This window comes from Pacificispira sp., from assembly GCF_965228185.1.
In the GTDB taxonomy this organism is placed as follows: domain Bacteria; phylum Pseudomonadota; class Alphaproteobacteria; order UBA8366; family Aestuariispiraceae; genus Pacificispira.
Window position 1 is genome coordinate 933032 of record NZ_CBDDHE010000008.1, and the last position, 19661, is coordinate 952692.

The 19661-nt window shown below is 64.5% G+C and carries 23 protein-coding genes; 10 read left to right on the top strand and 13 right to left on the bottom strand.

The genetic code is table 11. The features are described from left to right. Positions 1-77: 77 nt before the first annotated feature. Positions 78-749 (top strand): YggS family pyridoxal phosphate-dependent enzyme, encoded by a 672-nt coding sequence (locus tag ACO06O_RS19200; RefSeq protein WP_421883533.1) that lies wholly within the window; start codon positions 78-80, stop codon positions 747-749. 3 nt (positions 750-752) lie between these two features. Here the strand turns inward: ACO06O_RS19200 and ACO06O_RS19205 are convergent, their stop codons facing one another. Then, positions 753-1265 (bottom strand): L,D-transpeptidase family protein, encoded by a 513-nt coding sequence (locus ACO06O_RS19205; protein ID WP_421883536.1) that lies wholly within the window; start codon positions 1263-1265, stop codon positions 753-755. A 38-nt stretch (positions 1266-1303) separates the two neighbouring features. Further along, a complete protein-coding gene (locus ACO06O_RS19210; RefSeq protein WP_421883539.1) occupies positions 1304-2530 on the bottom strand; it encodes a hypothetical protein in 1227 nt (408 codons plus the stop codon). 175 nt (positions 2531-2705) lie between these two features. Between ACO06O_RS19210 and ACO06O_RS19215 the strand changes: the two genes are divergently transcribed. Then, entirely contained in the window at positions 2706-3392 is a 687-nt protein-coding gene (locus ACO06O_RS19215) for a response regulator transcription factor (protein ID WP_421883541.1), read from the top strand. On the opposite strand, the gene ACO06O_RS19220 is transcribed toward ACO06O_RS19215, so the two are convergent. Continuing rightward, the gene (locus tag ACO06O_RS19220; RefSeq protein ID WP_421883544.1) at positions 3389-4654 is read right to left on the bottom strand and encodes an MFS transporter; all 1266 of its coding nucleotides are present in this window, start codon (positions 4652-4654) and stop codon (positions 3389-3391) included. The genes ACO06O_RS19215 and ACO06O_RS19220 overlap by 4 nt on opposite strands. Positions 4655-4843: 189 nt before the next feature. On the opposite strand from ACO06O_RS19220, the gene ACO06O_RS19225 reads away from it, so the two are divergent. Both ACO06O_RS19225 and ACO06O_RS19230 read left to right on the top strand, forming a co-directional pair. After that, entirely contained in the window at positions 4844-5686 is an 843-nt protein-coding gene (locus ACO06O_RS19225; protein ID WP_420419186.1) for an MBL fold metallo-hydrolase, read from the top strand. 36 nt (positions 5687-5722) lie between these two features. After that, positions 5723-6583 (top strand): class I SAM-dependent methyltransferase, encoded by an 861-nt coding sequence (locus tag ACO06O_RS19230; protein WP_421883547.1) that lies wholly within the window; start codon positions 5723-5725, stop codon positions 6581-6583. 193 nt (positions 6584-6776) lie between these two features. Here ACO06O_RS19230 and dnaQ read toward each other — a convergent pair whose 3' ends face one another. From dnaQ to ACO06O_RS19255, 5 genes are read right to left on the bottom strand one after another with little or no spacing between them, the layout of a single operon-like run. Further along, entirely contained in the window at positions 6777-7475 is a 699-nt protein-coding gene (gene dnaQ / locus ACO06O_RS19235) for a DNA polymerase III subunit epsilon (RefSeq protein WP_421883550.1), read from the bottom strand. Beyond that, entirely contained in the window at positions 7468-8085 is a 618-nt protein-coding gene (coaE, locus tag ACO06O_RS19240; RefSeq protein ID WP_421883553.1) for a dephospho-CoA kinase, read from the bottom strand. Before coaE ends, dnaQ begins: the two co-directional genes overlap by 8 nt. After that, complete coding sequence (locus ACO06O_RS19245; RefSeq protein WP_421883555.1) at positions 8082-8927, bottom strand: shikimate dehydrogenase; 846 nt, start codon at positions 8925-8927, stop codon at positions 8082-8084. Before ACO06O_RS19245 ends, coaE begins: the two co-directional genes overlap by 4 nt. Then, positions 8924-9538, bottom strand: coding sequence for a Maf family protein (locus tag ACO06O_RS19250; protein WP_421883558.1), 615 nt, complete (start codon positions 9536-9538; stop codon positions 8924-8926). The genes ACO06O_RS19245 and ACO06O_RS19250 overlap by 4 nt, the downstream gene beginning before the upstream one ends. Before the next feature lie 17 nt (positions 9539-9555). Continuing rightward, positions 9556-10416, bottom strand: a complete 861-nt coding sequence (locus ACO06O_RS19255) for a pyruvate, water dikinase regulatory protein (protein WP_420419192.1) — start codon at positions 10414-10416, stop codon at positions 9556-9558. A 399-nt stretch (positions 10417-10815) separates the two neighbouring features. Between ACO06O_RS19255 and hemE the strand changes: the two genes are divergently transcribed. The 3 genes from hemE (at position 10816) to hemJ (ending at position 13500) form a co-directional block, all read left to right on the top strand. Further along, positions 10816-11862, top strand: coding sequence for a uroporphyrinogen decarboxylase (hemE, locus tag ACO06O_RS19260; RefSeq protein WP_421883561.1), 1047 nt, complete (start codon positions 10816-10818; stop codon positions 11860-11862). 25 nt (positions 11863-11887) lie between these two features. After that, positions 11888-12907, top strand: coding sequence for a ferrochelatase (gene hemH, locus ACO06O_RS19265; protein ID WP_421883564.1), 1020 nt, complete (start codon positions 11888-11890; stop codon positions 12905-12907). A 170-nt stretch (positions 12908-13077) separates the two neighbouring features. After that, the gene (gene hemJ, locus ACO06O_RS19270) at positions 13078-13500 is read left to right on the top strand and encodes a protoporphyrinogen oxidase HemJ (RefSeq protein WP_421883567.1); all 423 of its coding nucleotides are present in this window, start codon (positions 13078-13080) and stop codon (positions 13498-13500) included. Positions 13501-13515: 15 nt separating this feature from the next. Here hemJ and ACO06O_RS19275 read toward each other — a convergent pair whose 3' ends face one another. Both ACO06O_RS19275 and vapB read right to left on the bottom strand, forming a co-directional pair. After that, complete coding sequence (locus ACO06O_RS19275) at positions 13516-13896, bottom strand: PIN domain-containing protein (protein WP_421883570.1); 381 nt, start codon at positions 13894-13896, stop codon at positions 13516-13518. Continuing rightward, positions 13896-14117 carry a type II toxin-antitoxin system VapB family antitoxin gene (gene vapB, locus ACO06O_RS19280; protein WP_421883573.1) on the bottom strand — a complete coding sequence of 74 codons (222 nt, stop codon included), beginning with the start codon at positions 14115-14117 and terminating at the stop codon, positions 13896-13898. Before vapB ends, ACO06O_RS19275 begins: the two co-directional genes overlap by 1 nt. Before the next feature lie 340 nt (positions 14118-14457). On the opposite strand from vapB, the gene rho reads away from it, so the two are divergent. Further along, positions 14458-15729 (top strand): transcription termination factor Rho, encoded by a 1272-nt coding sequence (rho, locus tag ACO06O_RS19285; RefSeq protein WP_421883576.1) that lies wholly within the window; start codon positions 14458-14460, stop codon positions 15727-15729. A 321-nt stretch (positions 15730-16050) separates the two neighbouring features. Further along, positions 16051-16851 (top strand): tryptophan 2,3-dioxygenase, encoded by an 801-nt coding sequence (kynA, locus tag ACO06O_RS19290; protein ID WP_421883578.1) that lies wholly within the window; start codon positions 16051-16053, stop codon positions 16849-16851. A 214-nt stretch (positions 16852-17065) separates the two neighbouring features. On the opposite strand, the gene secB is transcribed toward kynA, so the two are convergent. The 3 genes from secB to ACO06O_RS19305 form a co-directional block, all read right to left on the bottom strand. Further along, positions 17066-17614 (bottom strand): protein-export chaperone SecB, encoded by a 549-nt coding sequence (secB, locus tag ACO06O_RS19295; protein WP_421883580.1) that lies wholly within the window; start codon positions 17612-17614, stop codon positions 17066-17068. An 83-nt stretch (positions 17615-17697) separates the two neighbouring features. Beyond that, positions 17698-18270, bottom strand: coding sequence for a histidine phosphatase family protein (locus tag ACO06O_RS19300; RefSeq protein ID WP_421883582.1), 573 nt, complete (start codon positions 18268-18270; stop codon positions 17698-17700). Continuing rightward, on the bottom strand, positions 18267-18833 hold the full coding sequence (locus tag ACO06O_RS19305; RefSeq protein ID WP_421883585.1) for an FxsA family protein: 567 nt from the start codon (positions 18831-18833) through the stop codon (positions 18267-18269). Before ACO06O_RS19305 ends, ACO06O_RS19300 begins: the two co-directional genes overlap by 4 nt. A 149-nt stretch (positions 18834-18982) precedes the next feature. Between ACO06O_RS19305 and ACO06O_RS19310 the strand changes: the two genes are divergently transcribed. After that, positions 18983-19657, top strand: a complete 675-nt coding sequence (locus ACO06O_RS19310; protein WP_421883589.1) for a Tim44/TimA family putative adaptor protein — start codon at positions 18983-18985, stop codon at positions 19655-19657. Positions 19658-19661: the final 4 nt, after the last annotated feature.

Below are 19661 nucleotides of genomic sequence, written 5' to 3' on the forward strand. Positions count from 1 at the left end.
GAGTGCAAATTCTTCGCCCGGCGCGGCTTAGGCGACGCGGAACACGCCAAGAAACGACAGGATTTCGGAGGGACCGCATGAGTGCGATCGACGGGTATCGGCAGGTTCTGGATGCCATCGCGGCGGCAGAGAAGGAAGCCCGCCGTGCAGCGGGCGAGGTGCACCTGGTCGCGGTGTCGAAAACCTTCGGCGCCGAGGAAATCCGGCCCGTTCTGACGGCAGGTCAAACCCTGTTCGGGGAAAACCGCGTACAGGAAGCCGAGGATAAATGGCCCGCCCTGAAGGAAGCGTTTCCCGAAACGGTCCTGCACCTGATCGGTCCCTTGCAGTCGAACAAGACCAAGAACGCGGTCGCACTGTTCGACGCGATCGAATCCGTGGACCGGCCGAAAATCGCCCGCGCCATTGCCAAGGAAGCCGAGAAACAGGGCCGGATGCCGGATGTCTTCCTGCAGATCAACACCGGCGAGGAGCCGCAGAAAGCGGGCACGCTGCCGGGCGAGGCGGATGCCTTCATCGCCGAGGCCCGCGATGTCCTGAACCTGCCGGTCAAAGGCCTTATGTGCATTCCGCCGGTGGACGAGCCCCCGGCGCCGCATTTCATGCTGTTGGCCAAGATTGCCGCGCGGAATGGCCTGACCGGCCTGTCCATGGGCATGAGCGCGGATTTCGAGACCGCCATCCGCTTCGGCGCGACGCATATCCGCGTCGGCAGCGCAATTTTTGGCGCCCGGCCCAAACCCGCCTGACGGCTACAGCGCCGCGCGAATATCCAGATAGGCCTCCTCCGCCACCGCGCCCAGCAGATCCTGCAAGACCGGGCGATCCAGAGCGATGCAGCCCGCTGTCGGTTTGCCCTCGGGATTGCGGCAATGCAGGAAAATCGCGCTGCCGGCACCAGGCACGACAGGATCGCTGTTGTGATCGGTCGTGACGACGATGTCGTAAAGCCCATCCGACCGCCACATCGCCTCGTGCGACGCCGGATAGGGCCTCAGAACATGGCGGTTATAGGCCGGATCGTGCGGCGCGTCGCACCAGCCATCCTGTTCGCTCAGGGGCGAGACCGGTAGGCGGCAGGGCGGCGGGTCGACGCGGTCGGGGCGGAAGTAGACCTGCACCAAACGCCACCGGCCGATCGGCGTCGCGCCATCGCCCTCGCGTTTCCGCGCGGCGTCGATCAATCCGCTGCGTCCCATCGCGCAAGGGACGACGCCGCCACCCGGCAGAATCAGCCGGGTCCCGTCGGTCACGATGTCCGTCATGCCCCAATCCCTTGAAGTTCAACGCCCTGACTGCCCCACTATTGCTTCATGGACTCGTATTTCTGCAAAGCTTCCATCATCGCGGCGGGCAGATCCTCCGCCGGGACAGGGTCAAAGAATGCGGCGGATTGGGTCCTGCCACCGCCCTGTTCCGCCGTCGCGGACGCGGTGGAAGGTTCGCGCGCCGGTTCCGGCGATGGGGCGGGAGACGGCGCAGGCGGCGGTGCCGCCGCGGTCTCCGGTGCAGCCGCCACATTCGGCGGCGGGGCGGTCATCGGGGCCTGCGGTGCGGTCATGGCAGCCTGCGGCGCGGGTGCCGATTGCTGCGACAGGCGCATCAGCATATTGGCGGCCTCGGGCGACAGGGTGGGAACGCCCTGCGCCGCGGCGGCGGCCGGGTTCACCGGCGCGGATACAGGCGTAGGTCCGACATCCAATTGCTGTCCGGGTACGCGGTTCAGAACCGTCGGAGCCCCCGGCGGCCGCAGGACGGCCATGGGTGAGTTCCCCGAAGGCTGCGCCGCAAAGGGCGACCCGACCGGTTGGGCTGCCATCAGGGGGCTGGCCTGGCTGCGCGGCGGGGTCTCCGCCTGAACGGCCGACTGCGCCGCCATCTGAGCCGCCGGACCTTGCGCGCCCGCGGCCGGCGCGATCATCGCGGGATCGAAGGACGCTGTGTGGGGCGATGTATCCGCCTCCGCCAAAGCGCCGCCGTCCATATCCGGATCGACGGCGTCCGGCTCTCCGGTGAAGGCCGCCACCATGGATCCGGCGACATCGCGCCCGGTCAGATCTTCGCTGACATTATCCGCCAGGGCAGATGCGAAACCGAGGGGCCCGCCATAGAGTGTCCCGCCGGCCAACCGTGCACCCGGGCTGATCTCGTCCCCCGTCATCGCGCGATAGACCGTTGAGACTCCGGGAATATGCTGCAGCGGATTGACGATATCGATCAGATCGGAAATGCCGAAACCATCCTCGCCGAAAAACTGATCATGGCGGATTCCGACCGGCGCTTCACCGCTTAGGCGCTCCTCCGGGCGGCTCGGCAGGCGCGTATAGGCGATATTCCCCGCGGCCTCGTTCCCCGCCGCTTCATGCGTCCGGGCCTGTTGCGGCGGCGCGGCGCGGGACAATGCGGCGGCGAAACGGCCCTGTTCCTGCATTTCTTCCGGCCGACCGCGCCGAAGGGCGGCATGGCTCTGCGCCGGTGCGCCGGCAGATTGCAGGGACCAGGACGGCAGATCCGTCTGTGGCTGTGTCATGGGACGCCTCTCTCTCCTTCTCCGGCAACAAGCCAAGCAATCCCCGTGCCATTCTCAAGGCGCCGGTATTCCCCATTTCGTGACTTTCCCAGGCCGGGGCGCTTCGTGCTATGGTCCGCCCGCAACGGCGATCCCCCATAGCGGGCGGATCGGAGAGCGGCATACCGGGAGACCCATGAGCGGCAAGAAAATCCTTCTATGCGACGATGACGACGCCCTGCGTCAGTCGCTCGCGGAACAGCTTCAGCTTCACGAGGAATTCGAGACGATCCAGGTCGGCGCGGCGGGCGATGCCATCGCCGTGGCGAAGGAGCATCACTTCGACGCCATCGTGCTGGATGTCGGCCTGCCCGACATGGATGGGCGCGAGGCCTGCCGCCTGCTGCGGCGCAACGGCGTGAAATGCCCGGTCCTGATGCTGACCGCCCATGATTCCGATTCCGACACCATTCTGGGACTCGACGCGGGCGCCAACGATTATGTCGCCAAGCCGTTCCGCCTGAATGTGCTGCTGGCCCGGCTGCGCGCCCAGTTGCGCCAGCATGAGCAGAGCGAGGATGCCGTCTTTGCCATCGGCCCTTACAGCTTCCGCCCGGCGCAGAAACTGCTGTTGGAGGAAGAGAAGAACAAGAAGATCCGCCTGACCGAAAAGGAAACGGCGATCCTCAAATATCTCTATCGCGCCGGGATGAAGGTGATTTCCCGCGACACGCTGCTGGGCGAAGTCTGGGGCTATAATGCCGGCGTCACGACCCATACGCTGGAGACCCATGTCTACCGCCTGCGCCAGAAGATCGAGCGCGACCCGTCCAATGCGGAAATCCTCGTGACGGAGCCCGGCGGCTACAAGCTGGTGCCTTAGGAGCGAACGGCCTGCGGGCTATCGCCCTTGGGACCGGCCGCCCGAATCCGGCGATGAATTGCCAGCGCGGCAGCAGTCGCGCAGAGGGTCGACATTGCCGCCGTCCACCATCCGGCGGACCAGCCCAGCGCGCTCGACCCGACCCAACCGACAACGATCGGACCGGCCAGAACGCCCAGATTGCGGCCGCTCATCAGCATGCCGAAGGCAGCGGTCCCCGCGCCGCCCGGACCCAGGATCCGGCCCGGCAGGGCGAAAAGACAGGTCGGCGTGACGCCGGCGAAAAATCCGTAAGCCAGCAGTACCGCGATCCCGGTCCAATCCGTTCCCGCAAACGGACCCAGGAACAGCACGACCACCTGCCCGGCAAGGACCGCCGCCAGCAGCCGCGCGATGGGCAGGCCGGATGTCAGCAGGATCGCGGCGAACAGGTTGCAGGCGGCAATCGCAGCCACGGTCAGACCATACATTTCCTTCGCGCTGGCATGGTCCAGCCCGCGGTCGGCGACCAGATATTCGGGCAGCCAGCTTAACACCGCGATATTCTGCAACGCCCAGAAACTGAAACACAGCGCGACCAAGGTCAGGACACGCCGCGCAGAAGGCGGCAGGTCCGGCGCACCGCCCTTCGCGGTCGGCAAGGCGAGACGCCGCCCGTCGCCCCGGGCCAGATAGAGGGTCCACAGGGCCATCCCGACCGCCAGAATCACACCGCCCCACCAGACGCTGGGCCAGACCGACCCCGCCGGAAGCACGCTTTCCGCCGCTCGGCCGATCAGCGTCGCCACCAATCCGCCCAAGGGGATCCAGGTCGCCGACAACGCCGCCGCCAAGGGCAGATGGCGCGGCGCGGCATTGCGGGTCATCAAGGTCGGCCCGGCAACGGCCAGGATTGCCATAGCGAGGCCTTCCAGCGCCCGGCCGGCCAGAACCGCCCAACCGCTTTGCGGCCAAGCCAGAATGGGCATCGCGCCGACCACCACCAGAACGCAGCCCGCCACCAGCCAGGCCGCCGTCGACTGGCGCTGCATCGCCAGGCCGATTTTCAGGGACAGGCCGAGACCGATCACGGCGAAAACCGACATGAACCCGCCCGCCAATTCAGGACCATAGTCGAACCGATCCAGCATTTCCGGCAGAACCGGCGGCAGCTTCAGCTGCTGATAGGCTGCCAGGAGCGCGACGCAGAGCCCGAAGGCGATGCCGGTCCAATCGCTGCGGCGCCCCAATTCCCGAGGGTCGCTGGCCGGTCGGTCGGTCATGACGCTGAGACTCCAATTCGGTGGCGGAAAGCGCCGCGCCTTTCGCCGGTCGGCGGGGCGGCACATGGTTTGCGTTCCCAAGATACCCGCTATAGCATCCGCCTTGGGGCATGTCCCGCCGTGATCGCGGCGGCGGCGTTCGGAAAAAATCCCGGGGGAGAGCGTTCCGGGGGAGAAAGAGGGATTGCCATGGCGCGCGACCAGGGACGCCCGGAATTCTTCGTGAAGTTCTGGGGCACCCGGGGCAGCATCGCCTGTTCCGGCCCGGACACGATGCGCTATGGCGGCAACACGTCCTGCATCGAGGTGATGTGCGGCAGTCAGCGCCTGATTTTCGACGGCGGGACGGGTCTGCGCAAACTGGGCCGGGAAATCGCCCAGGAAGGGCCGCAAGATATCGACCTGTTCCTGACCCATACCCATCTGGACCATATCATCGGCCTGCCCTTTTTCGTGCCGTTTCACATACCGGGCAACAATCCGCGGGTCTGGGCGGGCAACCTGCTGCCCGACCGGACGCTGAAAGGCACGCTGTCCGACATGATGCAGGCGCCGCTGTTCCCGGTGCCGCCCGAAACCTTCCGCGCCAATGTGGAGTTCCACGATTTCGTGGCCGGGGACACGCTGGAACCGGGGCCCGGGATCGTGCTGAAAACCGCGCCCCTGAACCATCCGAACGGCGCCTGCGGGTACCGCGTCGAATTCGCCGGCCGGTCGATCTGTTACATCACCGATACCGAACACTATCCGGAAGGCCGCGATCAGACCGTGGTCGATCTGGTCCAGGGCTCGGACATCATGATCTACGACGCGACCTATACCGAGGAGGAATACCCCCGTTTCGTCGGTTTCGGGCATTCGACCTGGGAAGAGGCGGTGCGCGTTGCCGACGCCGCATCGGTCAAGACGCTTGTCCTGTTCCATCACGAACCGACCCATACCGACGAGTTCATGGACGATATCGCCGAAGCGGTGGACGAGGCACGGCCCGGCAGCCTCGTCGCGCGCGAAGGCATGATGATGCGGCCCTGAGGCCGAACCCCCTGACGCCGGTAAAGGATCGCCGCGATGTACGGCTCCTCCCCTCTTTTGCGCCGGTTGGCGCTGGGACTTCCGACGATCCTCGGCCTCGCCAAGCGGGGCTATTTCATTCCCTACCGCTATGCCGCCGGGATACCGGCACGTGCCGAGCGCGCGGCCTTTCCCTTCATCGAAGACCTGTTTCGGGCGCGGGAACAGGACTTCCTCGACCTGCTGGACGTGCCGGAGGATTTGATCCTGTCCCTGGCCGACCGGTTCAACTGGCCGGCGCCGCCATCACCGCGCTGGCAGCAGGTCTGGTTCCCGCGCCTCGATGCGCTGGCGGCCTATCTGCTGGTCCGCCGGCACCGACCGAGGCGGATCGTGGAAATCGGCAGCGGCCATTCGACCCGCTTCGCCGCCGCCGCGATCCGGGACGACGGTCTGGAAACCGAAATCCGCGCCGTCGACCCCGACCCCAGGGCCGATCTGGAACACCTGAAATGCGTCAGTTTTTACCGGATGCCGCTACAGGACGTGCCGCTGTCGGAATTCGCAGACCTGGCGCCCGGCGATTTCCTGATGATCGATTCCAGCCATATCGCCATGCCGGGCAGCGATGTCGACATTCTGCTGGGCCGCATCGTTCCGGCCCTGCCGCCCGGCGTCTTCATCCAGATCCACGACATGTTCCTGCCCGATCCCTATCCCGAAAACTGGACCTGGCGCGGCTATAACGAGCAATTGCCGGTGGCGACCCTGATCGCCGGCGGCGCGGTGGAGCCGGTCTGGTCCAGCCGCTGGGTCGCCACACGGCACCCCACCGTGGTGGAGACGGGCCCGATCGCCAAGATACCGATCTGGGAGGACGTGCCCGAAACCTCCCTCTGGCTGCGCAAGATCCGTTGAGGGTCGGGGAGCATGCCGGGTGGCCCTGGATTCCCGCCTACGCGGGAATGACGGATAATCCAAGGCCTGTGTTTCTACTTTCGCAGGAGCGCGCTTTACCCAAGTTCGTCATCCCCGCGTAGGCGGGGATCCAGGGGCGCAGGCACGACACTGGCCCGTTTCCAGAGAGTCTCGAAACGCACTCGCGGAGATATTACTCGGCGGCGGTCCAGATCGGGTTGCTGATCTTCGCCAGGAAGGCCTTGTGGGCCGCTTCTTCCTCGGCGCTCGGCGCGTGCGGGCGAGGGTCCCGGACCGGCCGGTCGGTCATGCTGGCGACCCGGGCCGTTGATTTCGCCGTGGTCTGCGCCGGGCCGTCCTCGCCGAAGGTCAGGCCGGTCTGCCGCCCGCCGGTCAGCTCGATATAGACTTCGGCCAGTAATTCGGCGTCCAACAGCGCGCCGTGCTTGGTACGCGCCGAATTGTCGATACCGAAGCGTTTACACAGCGCGTCCAGGCTGGCGGCGGCCCCCGGGAACTTCTCGCGCGCCATGGCAACGGTGTCGATCGCCTGGCTCATCGGCAAGGTCGGGCGTCCGCAGGCCTTCAATTCCCAGTTCAGGAATTTCATGTCGAAGGACGCGTTATGGATCACCAGCTTGGCGTCGCCGACGAATTCCAGGAAATCCTCGACCACGTCCTGAAACAGCGGCTTGTCGGCCAGAAAGGCTTCCGACAGGCCGTGGACCTGGAACGCCTCCACCGGCATGTCGCGTTCGGGATTCAGATAGATGTGATAGGTCTTGCCCGTCGGAACGCGATTGATCAGCTCGACCCCGCCGATTTCGACCACGCGGTGGCCGCCGGCCGGGTCCAGGCCGGTCGTTTCCGTATCGAAACAGATCTCACGCATGCGGGCTTCTCCACCGGTTTCGCGGTTCGACAGGCATTGTGAGGGTGTTCTGCAGCGCCCGCAAGACCGGGCGGCGGCCCAGGGACGACCAGATTACCACATCGGCCCGGCGGCGTTTCTCCGTCTCCGGCATCTGGCGGGACCGGATGTCGCGCAGCTTTTCCGGCGTCATGCCGGGCCGGGCCAGCACCCGCTGAGCCTGAATGAAAAGCGGCGCAGTGATCGCGATGGTCAGGTCGCACAGCCGATCGCCGCCGGTTTCAAACAGCAGCGGCACATCCAGCACCGCCGCCGCCCGGCCCTGCAGGGCGCAGGCCTTCAGGAAGGCATTGCGGTCCGCGGCGACCATGGGATGCAGGATCGATTCCAGGCGTTTCAGTGCCGCCTTGTCCCCGAACACCTTGGGTCCCAGCGCCGCCCGGTCGACCGCCCCGTTCTTCGTCGCACCGGGGAAGGCCTCCTCGATCCGGGCCACGGCGGCGCCGCCCGGCCCGGTCAGGCGATGGACGGACGCATCCGCGTCATGCACCGGAACGCCCATCCGGCGCAGCATGGCGCTGGCTGTGCTTTTCCCCATGCCGATCGATCCGGTCAGGCCGATCACGATCATTGCGCCATCGCCCCCAGCACGATCCGGCGCAGATCGTCATCCACGGCCGGCCGTTCAGGCGGATGAAACCAGGCCTCGAATCCCGGGATGGCCTGATGCAGCAGCATGCCCAGGCCGTCCACCGTCGCATTGCCCCGTGCCCGCGCCGCTGCCAGCAATCCGGTTTCCAACGGCTTGTAGACGATATCGGTGACAAAGGCCGATCCCGGCAGCGCGGCCAGATCGATCTCCAATGGCGGCTGGCCGGTCATCCCGAGGCTGGTCGTATTGACCAGCAGATCGCAGTCTTCCAATGCGGGCGCCGTCACCGCCGCCAGCCGCGCCCTGCCCGATCCGGCGAGGTCTTCGCTCAGCCGCTCCGCGCGCGCCACAGTCCGGTTCACGATGCGGATCTCCGCAAAGCCCAAATCCTGCAAGGCCGCCACCACGGCGCGCGCCGCCCCGCCGGCGCCCAGAACCACAGCCGCGCCCCGTCCGGTTCCGGTCCAGCCCGGGGCGGTTTCGAGATTGCGCCGGAAGCCGTAGAGATCGGTATTGCGCCCTTCATTCGTCCCGTCCGGCAGCCGAACCACCGTATTGACCGCACCCAGACGCCGGGCGGAATCGTCGACGCGGTCGCAGAAGCGGAAGGCGGCCTCCTTATGCGGGACGGTGACATTCATCCCCGCCCAGCCTTCGTCGCGCAGAAGCGCCGTCATATCGGCTTCGAAAGTCTCAGGCGCGATCTCCCGGCGTTCATACCGGCCCGGCAGGCCAAAGCGCTTCAGCCAGGTGCCATGCAACACCGGCGACAGGGATTGCGCGACGGGCATGCCCACCACACCGGCAATCGGACCGGTCATGACGTGATCGCCCCATGTTGACGCAGGAAACCCAGCAAGGGCAGCAGCGGCAGGCCCAGAACGGTGAAATAGTCGCCCTCGACCCGGCTGAACAATTGCGCGCCCAGCCCTTCCAGCCGGTACCCGCCGACAGAGCCGAGCCCGTCCTCGCCCACCGCCTCGATATAGCGGGTGATGAAATCGGCGCTCAAATTGCGCATCGTCATGTGGGCCGGTTCGACCAGACCCCAAAGCCGTTGGCCGTCGCGCATCACGGACACGCCGGCGAACAGGCTGTGGCGATGGCCGCCCAGCGCTTCCAGATGGGCGCGCAGGTGATCCAAATCCGGCGGCTTGTCGAACCAGACGCCGTTGCAATCCAGGGTCTGATCGGCGCCGATGACCAGCGCGCCCGGATAGCGGCGGCTAACCTTCAGGGCCTTCAGATCGGACAGAGCTTCCGCGACCTGGGCGGCACTTGCGCCCTCGGCACGCAGCGATTCCTTGACCGCGTCCTCATCGACATTGGCCGGATCGATTTCGACGGTCAGCCCCGCGCCGCGCAGCAGCTCGGCGCGCGTCCGGCTGCCGGAAGCCAGGACAATCGTCATGGATTGGCCGATGGCCGTCATACTTGCACCGCGATCCGTCATTCCGCCCCACCCGGCCGGACGCCGCGGTTTTCCAAGCGGCGATCGAAATGTTGGATGACGGCGGCCGCGGTTTCCTCGATCGACCGGCGGGACACATCGATGACCGGCCAATTCCGCTCCCGGCAGATCCGGCGGCAGGTCATGACTTCCTGTTTCACCGTCTCCAGGTCGACATAGTCGGTCTCATCGTCCTCGGCGATCATCTTCAACCGGTTTTTGCGGATCTGGACCAGGCTGGCCGGATCCTTGGTCAGGCCGACGACCAGCGGCGCATTGGCGTCGGTCATATGCAGCAATTCTTCCGGCAGGCCGATACCGGGCACGAAGGGCACATTGGCCGCCTTGATGCCGCGGTTCGCCAGATAGATGCAGGTCGGCGTCTTCGACGTGCGCGACACGCCGGTCAGGATTACATCGGCGCTGCGCAGGTTCCAAAGGCCCTGCCCGTCGTCATGGGTCAGGGCAAACTGCATCGCGTCGATCCGGCTGAAATAATCGGCGTCCAGGGCATGCTGGCGCCCCGGTTGCTGCCGCGCCGGTTCGCCAAGATAATTCTCGAACGCGTTGATGAAGGGATCCAGAACCGAGATACAGGGCACCCGCAGCTGGCGGCAGCCATCCATCAAGTGGCGGCGCAGTTCCTGATTGACGAAGGTGAACAGCACGATGCCCGGCGATTCCGAAACTTTCTGCAGAATCTGGTCGACCTTTGCCGTGCTGCGGACAAGGTTCCAGTGATGCTCGACCCCTTCGACATCTTCGAACTGCACGATACAGGCCCGGGCGATCGCCTGGACGGTCTCGCCGGTCGAATCCGAAACGAGGTAAAGCTGAATGTCGCGCATGCCGTCGGCCATGGGGAGAAAACCCTGTCGAAAACCTGTGAACAGTTTATGGGACAAACCGACCGGTCGACGCAATCCCGGACACCATCCCCGCTGACCCTTCCTTTTCGCATCCGGTTATGCGCATCGGGATAACCGCTGCACGAAAAGATTCCCCTGTGGAGAGGTATTCTGTCACGAAACAGTCATCCCCATGACTCTCAAGCGACGCATTCCCCGGACCGCAAGGCATCCCACAGCTTGTTTCGAAGTTGCCCACAGTTCCGGAGCTTGGAAAACCCGCCCTGTGGATCGGTGCGGGATAGGATTTAATCCCCGGTTCTGCACCCCCCAAAAACAACCACTCTCTTTTCTATTAAATAATATTACTTATAAGGATGAGCCCATGATCTGTGTATCGAAAGCCCTTCCATGACCGTATTGCGATCCCCGAAACCCTTCCTGAGGGCCCTATCCGGTCAGGTGCAGGATATCCCGCCGATTTGGCTGATGCGCCAGGCCGGTCGCTATCTGCCCGAATACCGTGCCGTCCGCGCAGAGGTCGGGGGATTTCTCGATCTTTGCTACGATCCGGACCGCGCCTGCGAAGTCACCTTGCAGCCGATCCGGCGCTTCGGCTTCGATGCGGCAATCCTGTTTTCGGACATTCTCGTCCTGCCGCATGCCTTGCAGCAGAAGGTCTGGTTCGTCGAAGGCGAAGGGCCGAAACTGGAGCCGCTGCGCGACGCGTCCGATCTGGCGATCCTGCAGCCCGATGCGGTTCTGGGCCATTTGCGTCCGGTCTTCGAAACGGTCGCCAAGCTGAACGCCGCCCTGCCGATGGAAACCGCGCTGATCGGCTTTGCCGGCGCGCCCTGGACCGTCGCGACCTACATGATCGAAGGCGGTTCGTCGCGCGACTTCGCCAAGACGAAGATCTGGACCTATCGCGATCCGGACAGCTTCCAGCGGTTGATCGATATCCTGGTCGACGCCACCGCCGATTATCTGGTCGCGCAGATCGATGCGGGCGCCGATGCGGTGCAATTGTTCGATTCCTGGGCCGGCGCGCTGGACGAGGCCGGATTCCGGCGCTGGTCCCTGGAGCCTGCAAAAGCCATTGTGGAGAAGGTCCGCGCCCGCCATCCCGATGTGCCGATCATCGGTTTTCCCCGCGCCGCCGGGCCGCTCTATGCGGATTACGCGGCCGAAACCGGGGTCACGGCGGTGTCCCTGGACCAGGGCCTGCCCGCCGAATGGGCCGCCCGAACCCTGCCGCGCGACGTGGTGACGCAGGGCAATCTGGATCCGATGGCGCTTCTGGCGGGCGGTGCGGCGCTGGATCGGGCCGTGGATCATATCCTTCAGGCCTTTGACGGCCGGCCGCATATCTTCAATCTGGGCCACGGCATCATCAAGGAAACGCCGCCGGATCACGTGGAAAGGCTGGTCGCCCGGATACGCCGCGCTACTTCGTGAGGCGAACGCAACAGAGCCAACCGCCATGTCCCCGACCCTGCCGCGCAATCATCCGCCCCTGACGACGCCGAAAACCGGTGTTCTGCTGGTCAATCTGGGCACGCCGGACGGGCATGACGTCAAAAGCATGCGCCGCTATCTGGGCGAGTTCCTGTCCGATACCCGCGTCATCGAGGCCCCGAAATGGCTGTGGTGGCCGATCCTGCACGGGATCATCCTGAATACCCGGCCGAAGAAATCCGGCGCGGCCTATCGCAAGATCTGGATGACGGAAACGGATGAAAGCCCGCTGCGCCATTACACCCGCGCCCAGGCCCAGGAACTGGCGCCACGCTTGGAGGCGGAGGGCGTGATCGTCGACTGGGCCATGCGCTATGGCTCCCCGTCGCTGGCGCAGGGGATCGATTCCCTGTGCAACCGGGGCTGCCAGCGAATCCTCTTGATGCCGCTCTATCCCCAATATTCCGCCGCGACCACCGCCTCCGTTGTCGACAAGGCGAATGCCCATCTCGCCCGCCTGCGCCGCCAGCCCGCCACACGGGTCTTGCCGACCTTCCATGACGAACCGTCCTATATCCGGGCGCTGGGCGACAGCGTGCGCGCCGCGCTGAAGGACGGGCCGGAACCGGATCGCCTGCTGTGCAGCTTCCACGGCATGCCCCGCGAGACCCTGGACAAGGGCGATCCCTATCACTGTTTCTGCCAGAAGACCGCGCGGCTGCTGCGCGAGGATCTGGGCTGGCCGCAGGACCGGTTTCAGGTCGTCTTCCAGTCCCGTTTCGGCCCGAAGGAATGGCTGCAACCCTATGCCGAACCGACGGTCGCGGGCCTGGCCAAGGAAGGCGTGAAAAGCATCGCCATGATCTCCCCCGGTTTCGTCTCCGATTGCGTCGAGACCCTGGAGGAACTGGCCATCGGCCTGCGCGAGACGTTCGAGGAAAACGGCGGAGATCGCTTCACCTACATCCCCTGCCTCAACGCCACCCCGCCGATGATCGACCTGCTGGAGACCCTCGCCCGACGCGAATTGGGCGGCTGGATTTGAGTCCGTGCTGTGATCGGAGCGGCTTGTGCCATTCGTCATCCCCGCGAAGGCGGGGATCCAGAGGATCGGGCAAGATCGTGCCGCAATGCCCTGGATTCCCGCCTTCGCGGGAATGACGCCAAAAAGGCAACGAACCTGGCTCAGACCAATCTAGATGCGGGGAGCGGATTATGTACGAATGGATAAAGGCGCTGCATGTCATGTCGGTCATCTCTTGGATGGCCGTGCTGCTCTATCTGCCGCGGCTCTATGTCTATCACGCGGGCGCCGAGGCCGGGTCGGACAAGTCGGAAACCTTCAAGGTGATGGAGCGCCGCCTGCTGCGCGGGATCGGCAATCCGGCGATGATCGCGACCTGGATTTTCGGCCTCTGGGCGGCCTATGACGCCTATTGGTTCACCGCCGGATGGTTCCACGCCAAGATGGCTTTGGTGCTGCTGATGACCGGTTATCACATGGTCATGGCGCGCTGGCGCAAGGATTTCGAGGCCGACCGCAACACACGAACGGAACGCTTCTACCGCTTCATGAACGAGGTCCCCGCCGTTCTGATGGTCGGGATCGTCATTCTGGTGATTGTGAAGCCGTTCTGATCTACCAGGTTTCCCCTACCAGCTTTCCAGGCGCAGGCCCGGAATCGTGCGATAGGCTTCCGGCGCGCCGGTGACGAGGATCAGGCCGTTGGCCCTTGCCGTGGCGGCGATCATCGCCCGGTCGGCATCGATCGACGATGCGGCGCGGATTTCGCCGGCATGAATGGCTGCGTCATGGTCGAAGGCCCGGACGGTCAGGCGCATGGCGAATTCCTTGACGATCCGCCGGTTCCGTTCCGGCCGTTCCGTACGCTCCGCCCCCTCGAACAGGGCTGCCAGCGAGATCGGGGAAACGCCCAGCTCGTCGGCATGGGCGTTGAACCGGACCCGCAGCCCCTCCTCCCGGTCGCGGATGGCGCGAAGGCAGATGTCGGTGTCCAGCAGATACCCTGCCATCACCGCCCCCTTCCGCGGTCCGTCCGACCATCCGGCATGAAATCGTCGGTTACGCCGGGGGCGGCGAAGAAATCGTCCCACAGCGCTCCGCCCGGGGCGATGACCCGCGCAGTGCCGATTTCCGCGATCTCGACCGCGGTGACATGGGCGGGAAAAGCCAGCGCCTTCGGGATGCGCACGGCTTGGGTTCGGTTGTTCGTGAAGATCGTCGTTTTGGTCATGCGGTCCCGCTCGCTCGGTATATACTCAACACGTATACGAAACTGCGGTCGTTGTATATGTTCAAAGTATATCCGTGAGCGATTTGAAGGCATTGTCGCCGCTCTTCATGAAACCTCCATTTGACTTCCGACGCGATGCGGCCTATTTGAAACGTGTCGGGCACGAGGTCCGGCACATCGCACCCCGGACATCCGGGTCTCCAAAAACGCACGGTTCCAACCGAACAGCCATCGACCCGGCAGAGTCGTACCCGATATCACCATTTGTCGGGCCCTTCGGAACGCAGCGTCCTGAAAGATTCCCTGTCACACATCCCTCGCGACAGAGCACAAGAAACTCATGCATCTCAAAGAACTGAAACAGAAGACCCCGCCCGAACTCCTGGCCTTCGCGGAAGAGCTGGAGATCGAAAACGCCTCGAACCTGCGCAAGCAGGAGCTGATGTTCGCCTGCCTCAAGCAATTGGCGATGAACGATGTGGCGATCTATGGCGAGGGGGTTCTGGAAGTTCTGTCCGACGGGTTCGGCTTCCTGCGCTCGCCCGAGGCGAACTATCTCGCCGGGCCGGACGACATCTATGTCTCGCCCAGCCAGGTCCGCCGTTTCGGACTGCGCACCGGCGACACGGTCGAGGGCCAGATCCGCGCGCCGAAGGATGGCGAGCGCTATTTCGCCCTGCTGAAGGTCAACAAGGTCAATTTCGACGAGCCGGATTCGGTTCGGCATCGAATCAATTTCGACAACCTGACGCCGCTCTATCCGGATGAGAAGCTTCAGCTCGAGATCGAAGGCAATGACGATCAGAAGAGCAAGAAGAAGGAACAGTCGACCCGGGTCATCGATCTGGTCGCGCCGCTGGGCAAAGGTCAGCGCGCGCTGATCGTCGCGCCGCCGCGCACCGGTAAGACGATGCTGATGCAAAATGTCGCGCATGCGATTTCGCAGAACCACCCGGAAGTCTATCTGCTGGTCCTGCTGATCGACGAGCGGCCGGAAGAAGTGACGGATATGCAGCGCTCCGTGAAGGGCGAGGTTGTGTCCTCCACCTTCGACGAGCCGGCGCAGCGCCACGTCCAGGTTGCCGAAATGGTGATCGAGAAGGCCAAGCGGCTGGTCGAACACAAGCGCGACGTGGTCATCCTGCTAGATTCCATCACCCGCCTGGCCCGCGCCTACAACACGGTCGTCCCGTCCTCGGGCAAGGTCCTGACCGGCGGTGTCGACGCCAATGCCCTGCAGCGCCCGAAGCGCTTCTTCGGCGCGGCGCGCAACATCGAGGAAGGCGGATCGCTGACCATCATCTCGACCGCGCTGATCGATACCGGCAGCCGCATGGACGAGGTCATCTTCGAAGAGTTCAAGGGCACCGGTAACTCGGAAATCATCCTGGACCGCAAGCTCTCCGACAAGCGCACCTTCCCGGCCATCGACATCACCAAGTCGGGCACCCGCAAGGAAGAACTGCTGGTCGACAAGGGCACCCTGTCCAAGATGTGGGTCCTGCGCCGCATCCTCATGCCGATGGGCGTGGTCGACGCGATGGAATTCCTGCTCGACAAGATCAAGCATTCGAAGAACAACAACGAATTCTTCGACAGCATGAACCAGTAATCCGTGCTGCTGCGCTCCTGCGACAGCGGGAGCCTTCAAGGATCAGTGGAGACGCCCGAAGCAGGTTCCCGCTTTCGCAGGAATTCATACCGGGTATTCCTCGGCGGCCGGGTGAATCCCACGTGAGCCTCCATTTCCATTTTCTGTCCGAACCGGCCCGGAATTTCCGCTCCGTTACGTCCATGGCGGAACTGGCAGGCTCATAACGGCCGTGCTCTTGCGAAAGCAGGAGCCTTCATGGGTCAGATACAGGCCCGACGAAGATTCCTGCTTTCGCAGGAATACGGTAAGGGTGTGGGTAGTATTTCGAAGGAATCCGCCATGACCGATGCGCCGCCTGACATCTCCTATGCCGACTATCTGGGCCTGGACACCCTGTTCGACAGCCAACATCCGCGGTCCGATGCCCATGACGAGTTGCTGTTCATCATTCAGCACCAGACGTCGGAATTGTGGATGCGCCTTGCCCTGCATGAGTTGCATGCGGCGCGTGCGGCGATCCTGGCCGGGGAGACACGGCCGTCGTTTAAGATGCTGACCCGGGTGGCGCGGATCTTCGAACAGTTGAACAGCGCCTGGGACGTACTGCGCACCATGACGCCGTCGGAATACACCACCTTCCGTCCGTCCTTGGCCAATTCCTCCGGATTCCAATCCTTTCAGTATCGCGAGATCGAATTCCTGCTGGGCAACCGCAACAAGGCCTTGATGGATATGCATGAATCCCGCCCGTCTGTGATGGATCGGTTGCGTAACGAATTACAGATTCCGAGCCTTTACGACGCGGCGCTGGGCCGGCTGGCGGCCGCCGGTCTTACGATTCCGGAGAGTGTGCGGGACCGCGATCTGTCGACCCGGCACGAGCCCGATCCGGCGGTGGAGGAGGCCTGGCGCACGGTCTACCGCGCACCTCAGACCCATTGGGAACTCTATGAGCTGGGCGAGAAGCTGGTCGATCTGGAAGACTATTTCCGACGCTGGCGCTTCAACCATGTCACGACGGTCGAAAGGGTGATCGGCGCCAAACGCGGCACCGGCGGCACCAGCGGCGTCCCCTACCTGCGCCGGATGCTGGAAACCGTGCTGTTCCCAGAACTCTGGTCCGTGCGGACGGCGCTGTAAGGGCGTTGCGAGGCACCAACGTTTCCGTCATTCCCGCGCAGGCGGGAATCCAGAGGTCCATGCAGGATTGTGCCCGCTTTCCTGGATCCCCGCCTGCGCGGGGATGACGGCGTCCCAAATGTGCGCTCCTGCGAAAGCAGGAGCCTTCGCAGGGTGGACACGTTGCCGGGATGATGAAGGTTCCTGCTTTCGCAGGAACACGGCCGTTATGGGATCACGCTTCGGCGGTCTCGCCTTCCGCCGTGTCCTTACCTTCGGCCGCCTTCTGGGCATCTTCCTGGGCGGCGAGGCGGCGGCGGTAGAGCTGAACGAAATCGAACGGGGCCAGCAGCAGCATGGAGAAGCCGCCGGACCGCGTGGAATCGCAGACGATCTGACGCACGAAGGGGAACAGCATGCGCGGTACTTCGACCAGCAGCAGGGCGTTCAGCGCCTCTTTCGGCACCTGGCCGACGCGCACGATGGCGGCATAGGCCAGTTCCAGGATATAGGCGGTCTGCCCGTCCTGTTCGGCCTTCACCTCAACCGTCAGGACGACTTCCACATCGCGCCCGCCCAGGGCGGCGGTCTGCACGTCGATGACGATGCTCGCCTCCGGTGCGGCGCTGCTGGCAAAGGTCTGCGGCGCGTTCGGGTTCTCGAAGGACAGGTCCTTGATGTATTGCCGCATGATCTGATACGGCGGCTCGGCCTGGGTGCCGGGATTGGCCGTCTTCGGGATATCGCTGGGGTTAGCGGGCGCGGTGTCGCGATCGTCTGCCATGGAGTTCACTGTCCGTCTTTTGGGTCGGGAAAGCCCGGCAACCGGGCCGTCCGACGAAGTTCTGAAGGGCTGCGGGTCCGCTATCACACATCCGGGACACAGACAACCTCGGCCCCCGCCGGATGCGGCAGCGTCGGGTCCAGGCGCAGGACGGTCGCGTTCTTGACCCGGTGCCCGGTCAAAGAGCGGATGAAGCCCCAATGGGTCACGACCAGCGCCTCTGCCCAATCTTCCGTCGCCGCCATGCGCTGGCGGTATGCGATGGCCCGGCGGTCGACCTCGTGCTCCTGTTCCGGACCCGGCCACCATTCCTCGTCCAGATGACCGAAATCCAGCTCCGGCCATTGGGTCAGAAGCTCGGTTCGCGTGGTCCCGATGTCGCAGGTGAAATGGGCATGCTCGCGGATATCTGCATCGATCTGGACCGGCAGATCCAGCGCGTCCGCCAGGATCGCCGCCGATTGCAGGGTGCGCGAATAGGGCGACGCGACGATCCGGCGCAGCCCGTCGCGATGGGTTTCGGCGATGAAGGCCGCGGCGGCGGCGATCTGGCGCCGACCGATTTCGGTCAGATGCGGGTCGCGGATGCCCGGATCGACCGGGTTCTGGGCGAAACGCACATTGAATTCGGACTGTCCGTGACGCACCAGGATCACGGCTTGCGCTCCGGCGTATCGTCGCTGGGCGGCAGGCTTTCATTGCCACCCTGGTTGTCGTCGCGGTTCCAGGGGGAATTCGGATTCGGGTCGGAGACGTCCTCGAATTCGCCGTCGATCACCGGTCCGCGCCCGCCGCGGCCAGGACCGCCGCCCGGCGGATTTCCCGCCCGGCCCAGGCCGCCGGCATGGACATGGAACCGGCCGCTGGCCCGCATGCTGCCAATGATCGTCTTCGCCAGCGCGGCGCGCAGCGGCGGGATCAGCAGCACGAAGCCCAGCGCGTCGGTCAGAAAACCCGGCGTCAGCAGCAATGCGCCGGCCACCAGAATGCACAGGCCGGCGATCACTTCGTCGACCGGCATCTGGTTGCGATTCATGGCGGCACGGGCGCGCTCCATGGTCTGCAATCCCTGCTGGCGGACCAGCCAGGTACCGATGATCGCTGTCGCGAAGATCGTGATGACCGTCCATACGGTGCCGATCGCGCCGCCGATTTCGATAAAAAGGGCGATTTCCGCAATCGGAACGGCGATGAAGAGAAGAAGGATCAGGAACGGCATCTTGCCCTTTCGCGGGTGACGGCTTACATCTGAACCACGCAAACGGTGCGCGGTTCGCGCCTCAAGGGGCGTCCCGGCGGGACGCATTCCCCAGAGGTAGGATGGCGCGCCGTGAAAGGCAATGGTTAGACCTGGTAGCAGAGAGCGGTATGTCCATCGAACTTCTGATTTACGCGGCCGTCGCTCTGTTCCTGGTATTTCGCCTGTTCAGTGTCCTCGGCAAGCGGACCGGGCATCAAAAACGGCCGGACTTTCCGCCGGGTGCCGCGCCGGAGCGCGAGGAAAGCCGTTCGGGCGAAGCCCAGGACAACGTGGTTCGCATCCCCAGCGCCAATGACGGCGACGCCCCGGAAAGCGCGCAATTCAGCGGTCCGGCGGGCGAGGGACTGCGGGCGATCCGCGGTGCCGACCGCAATTTCGATCCGGATTCCTTCGTCGACGGCGCCAAGAAGGCCTTCGAAATGATCGTGACCGCCTATGCCGAAGGCGACCGCAAGACGCTGAAGAACCTGCTGGACAAGGCGACCTATGACAGTTTCTCCGGTGCGATCGACGCGCGGGAGAAGGCCGGCCACCGCATGGAGGACATGCTGGTCGGTATCGATTCAGCAGAGATCACCGAGGCAAGCCTGGACAAGGACATCGCCCGCGTCACCGTCACTTTCGCCAGCCAGCAGGTCAATGTGACCTATGACGGCGAGGGCCGCGTGGTGGACGGTGATCCGTCGACCGTCGAGACCGTGTCCGACGAATGGACCTTTGCCCGCAGCGTGAAATCCAGCGATCCCAACTGGCAATTGGTCGAAACCCGGGTCGCGGCCTGATCAA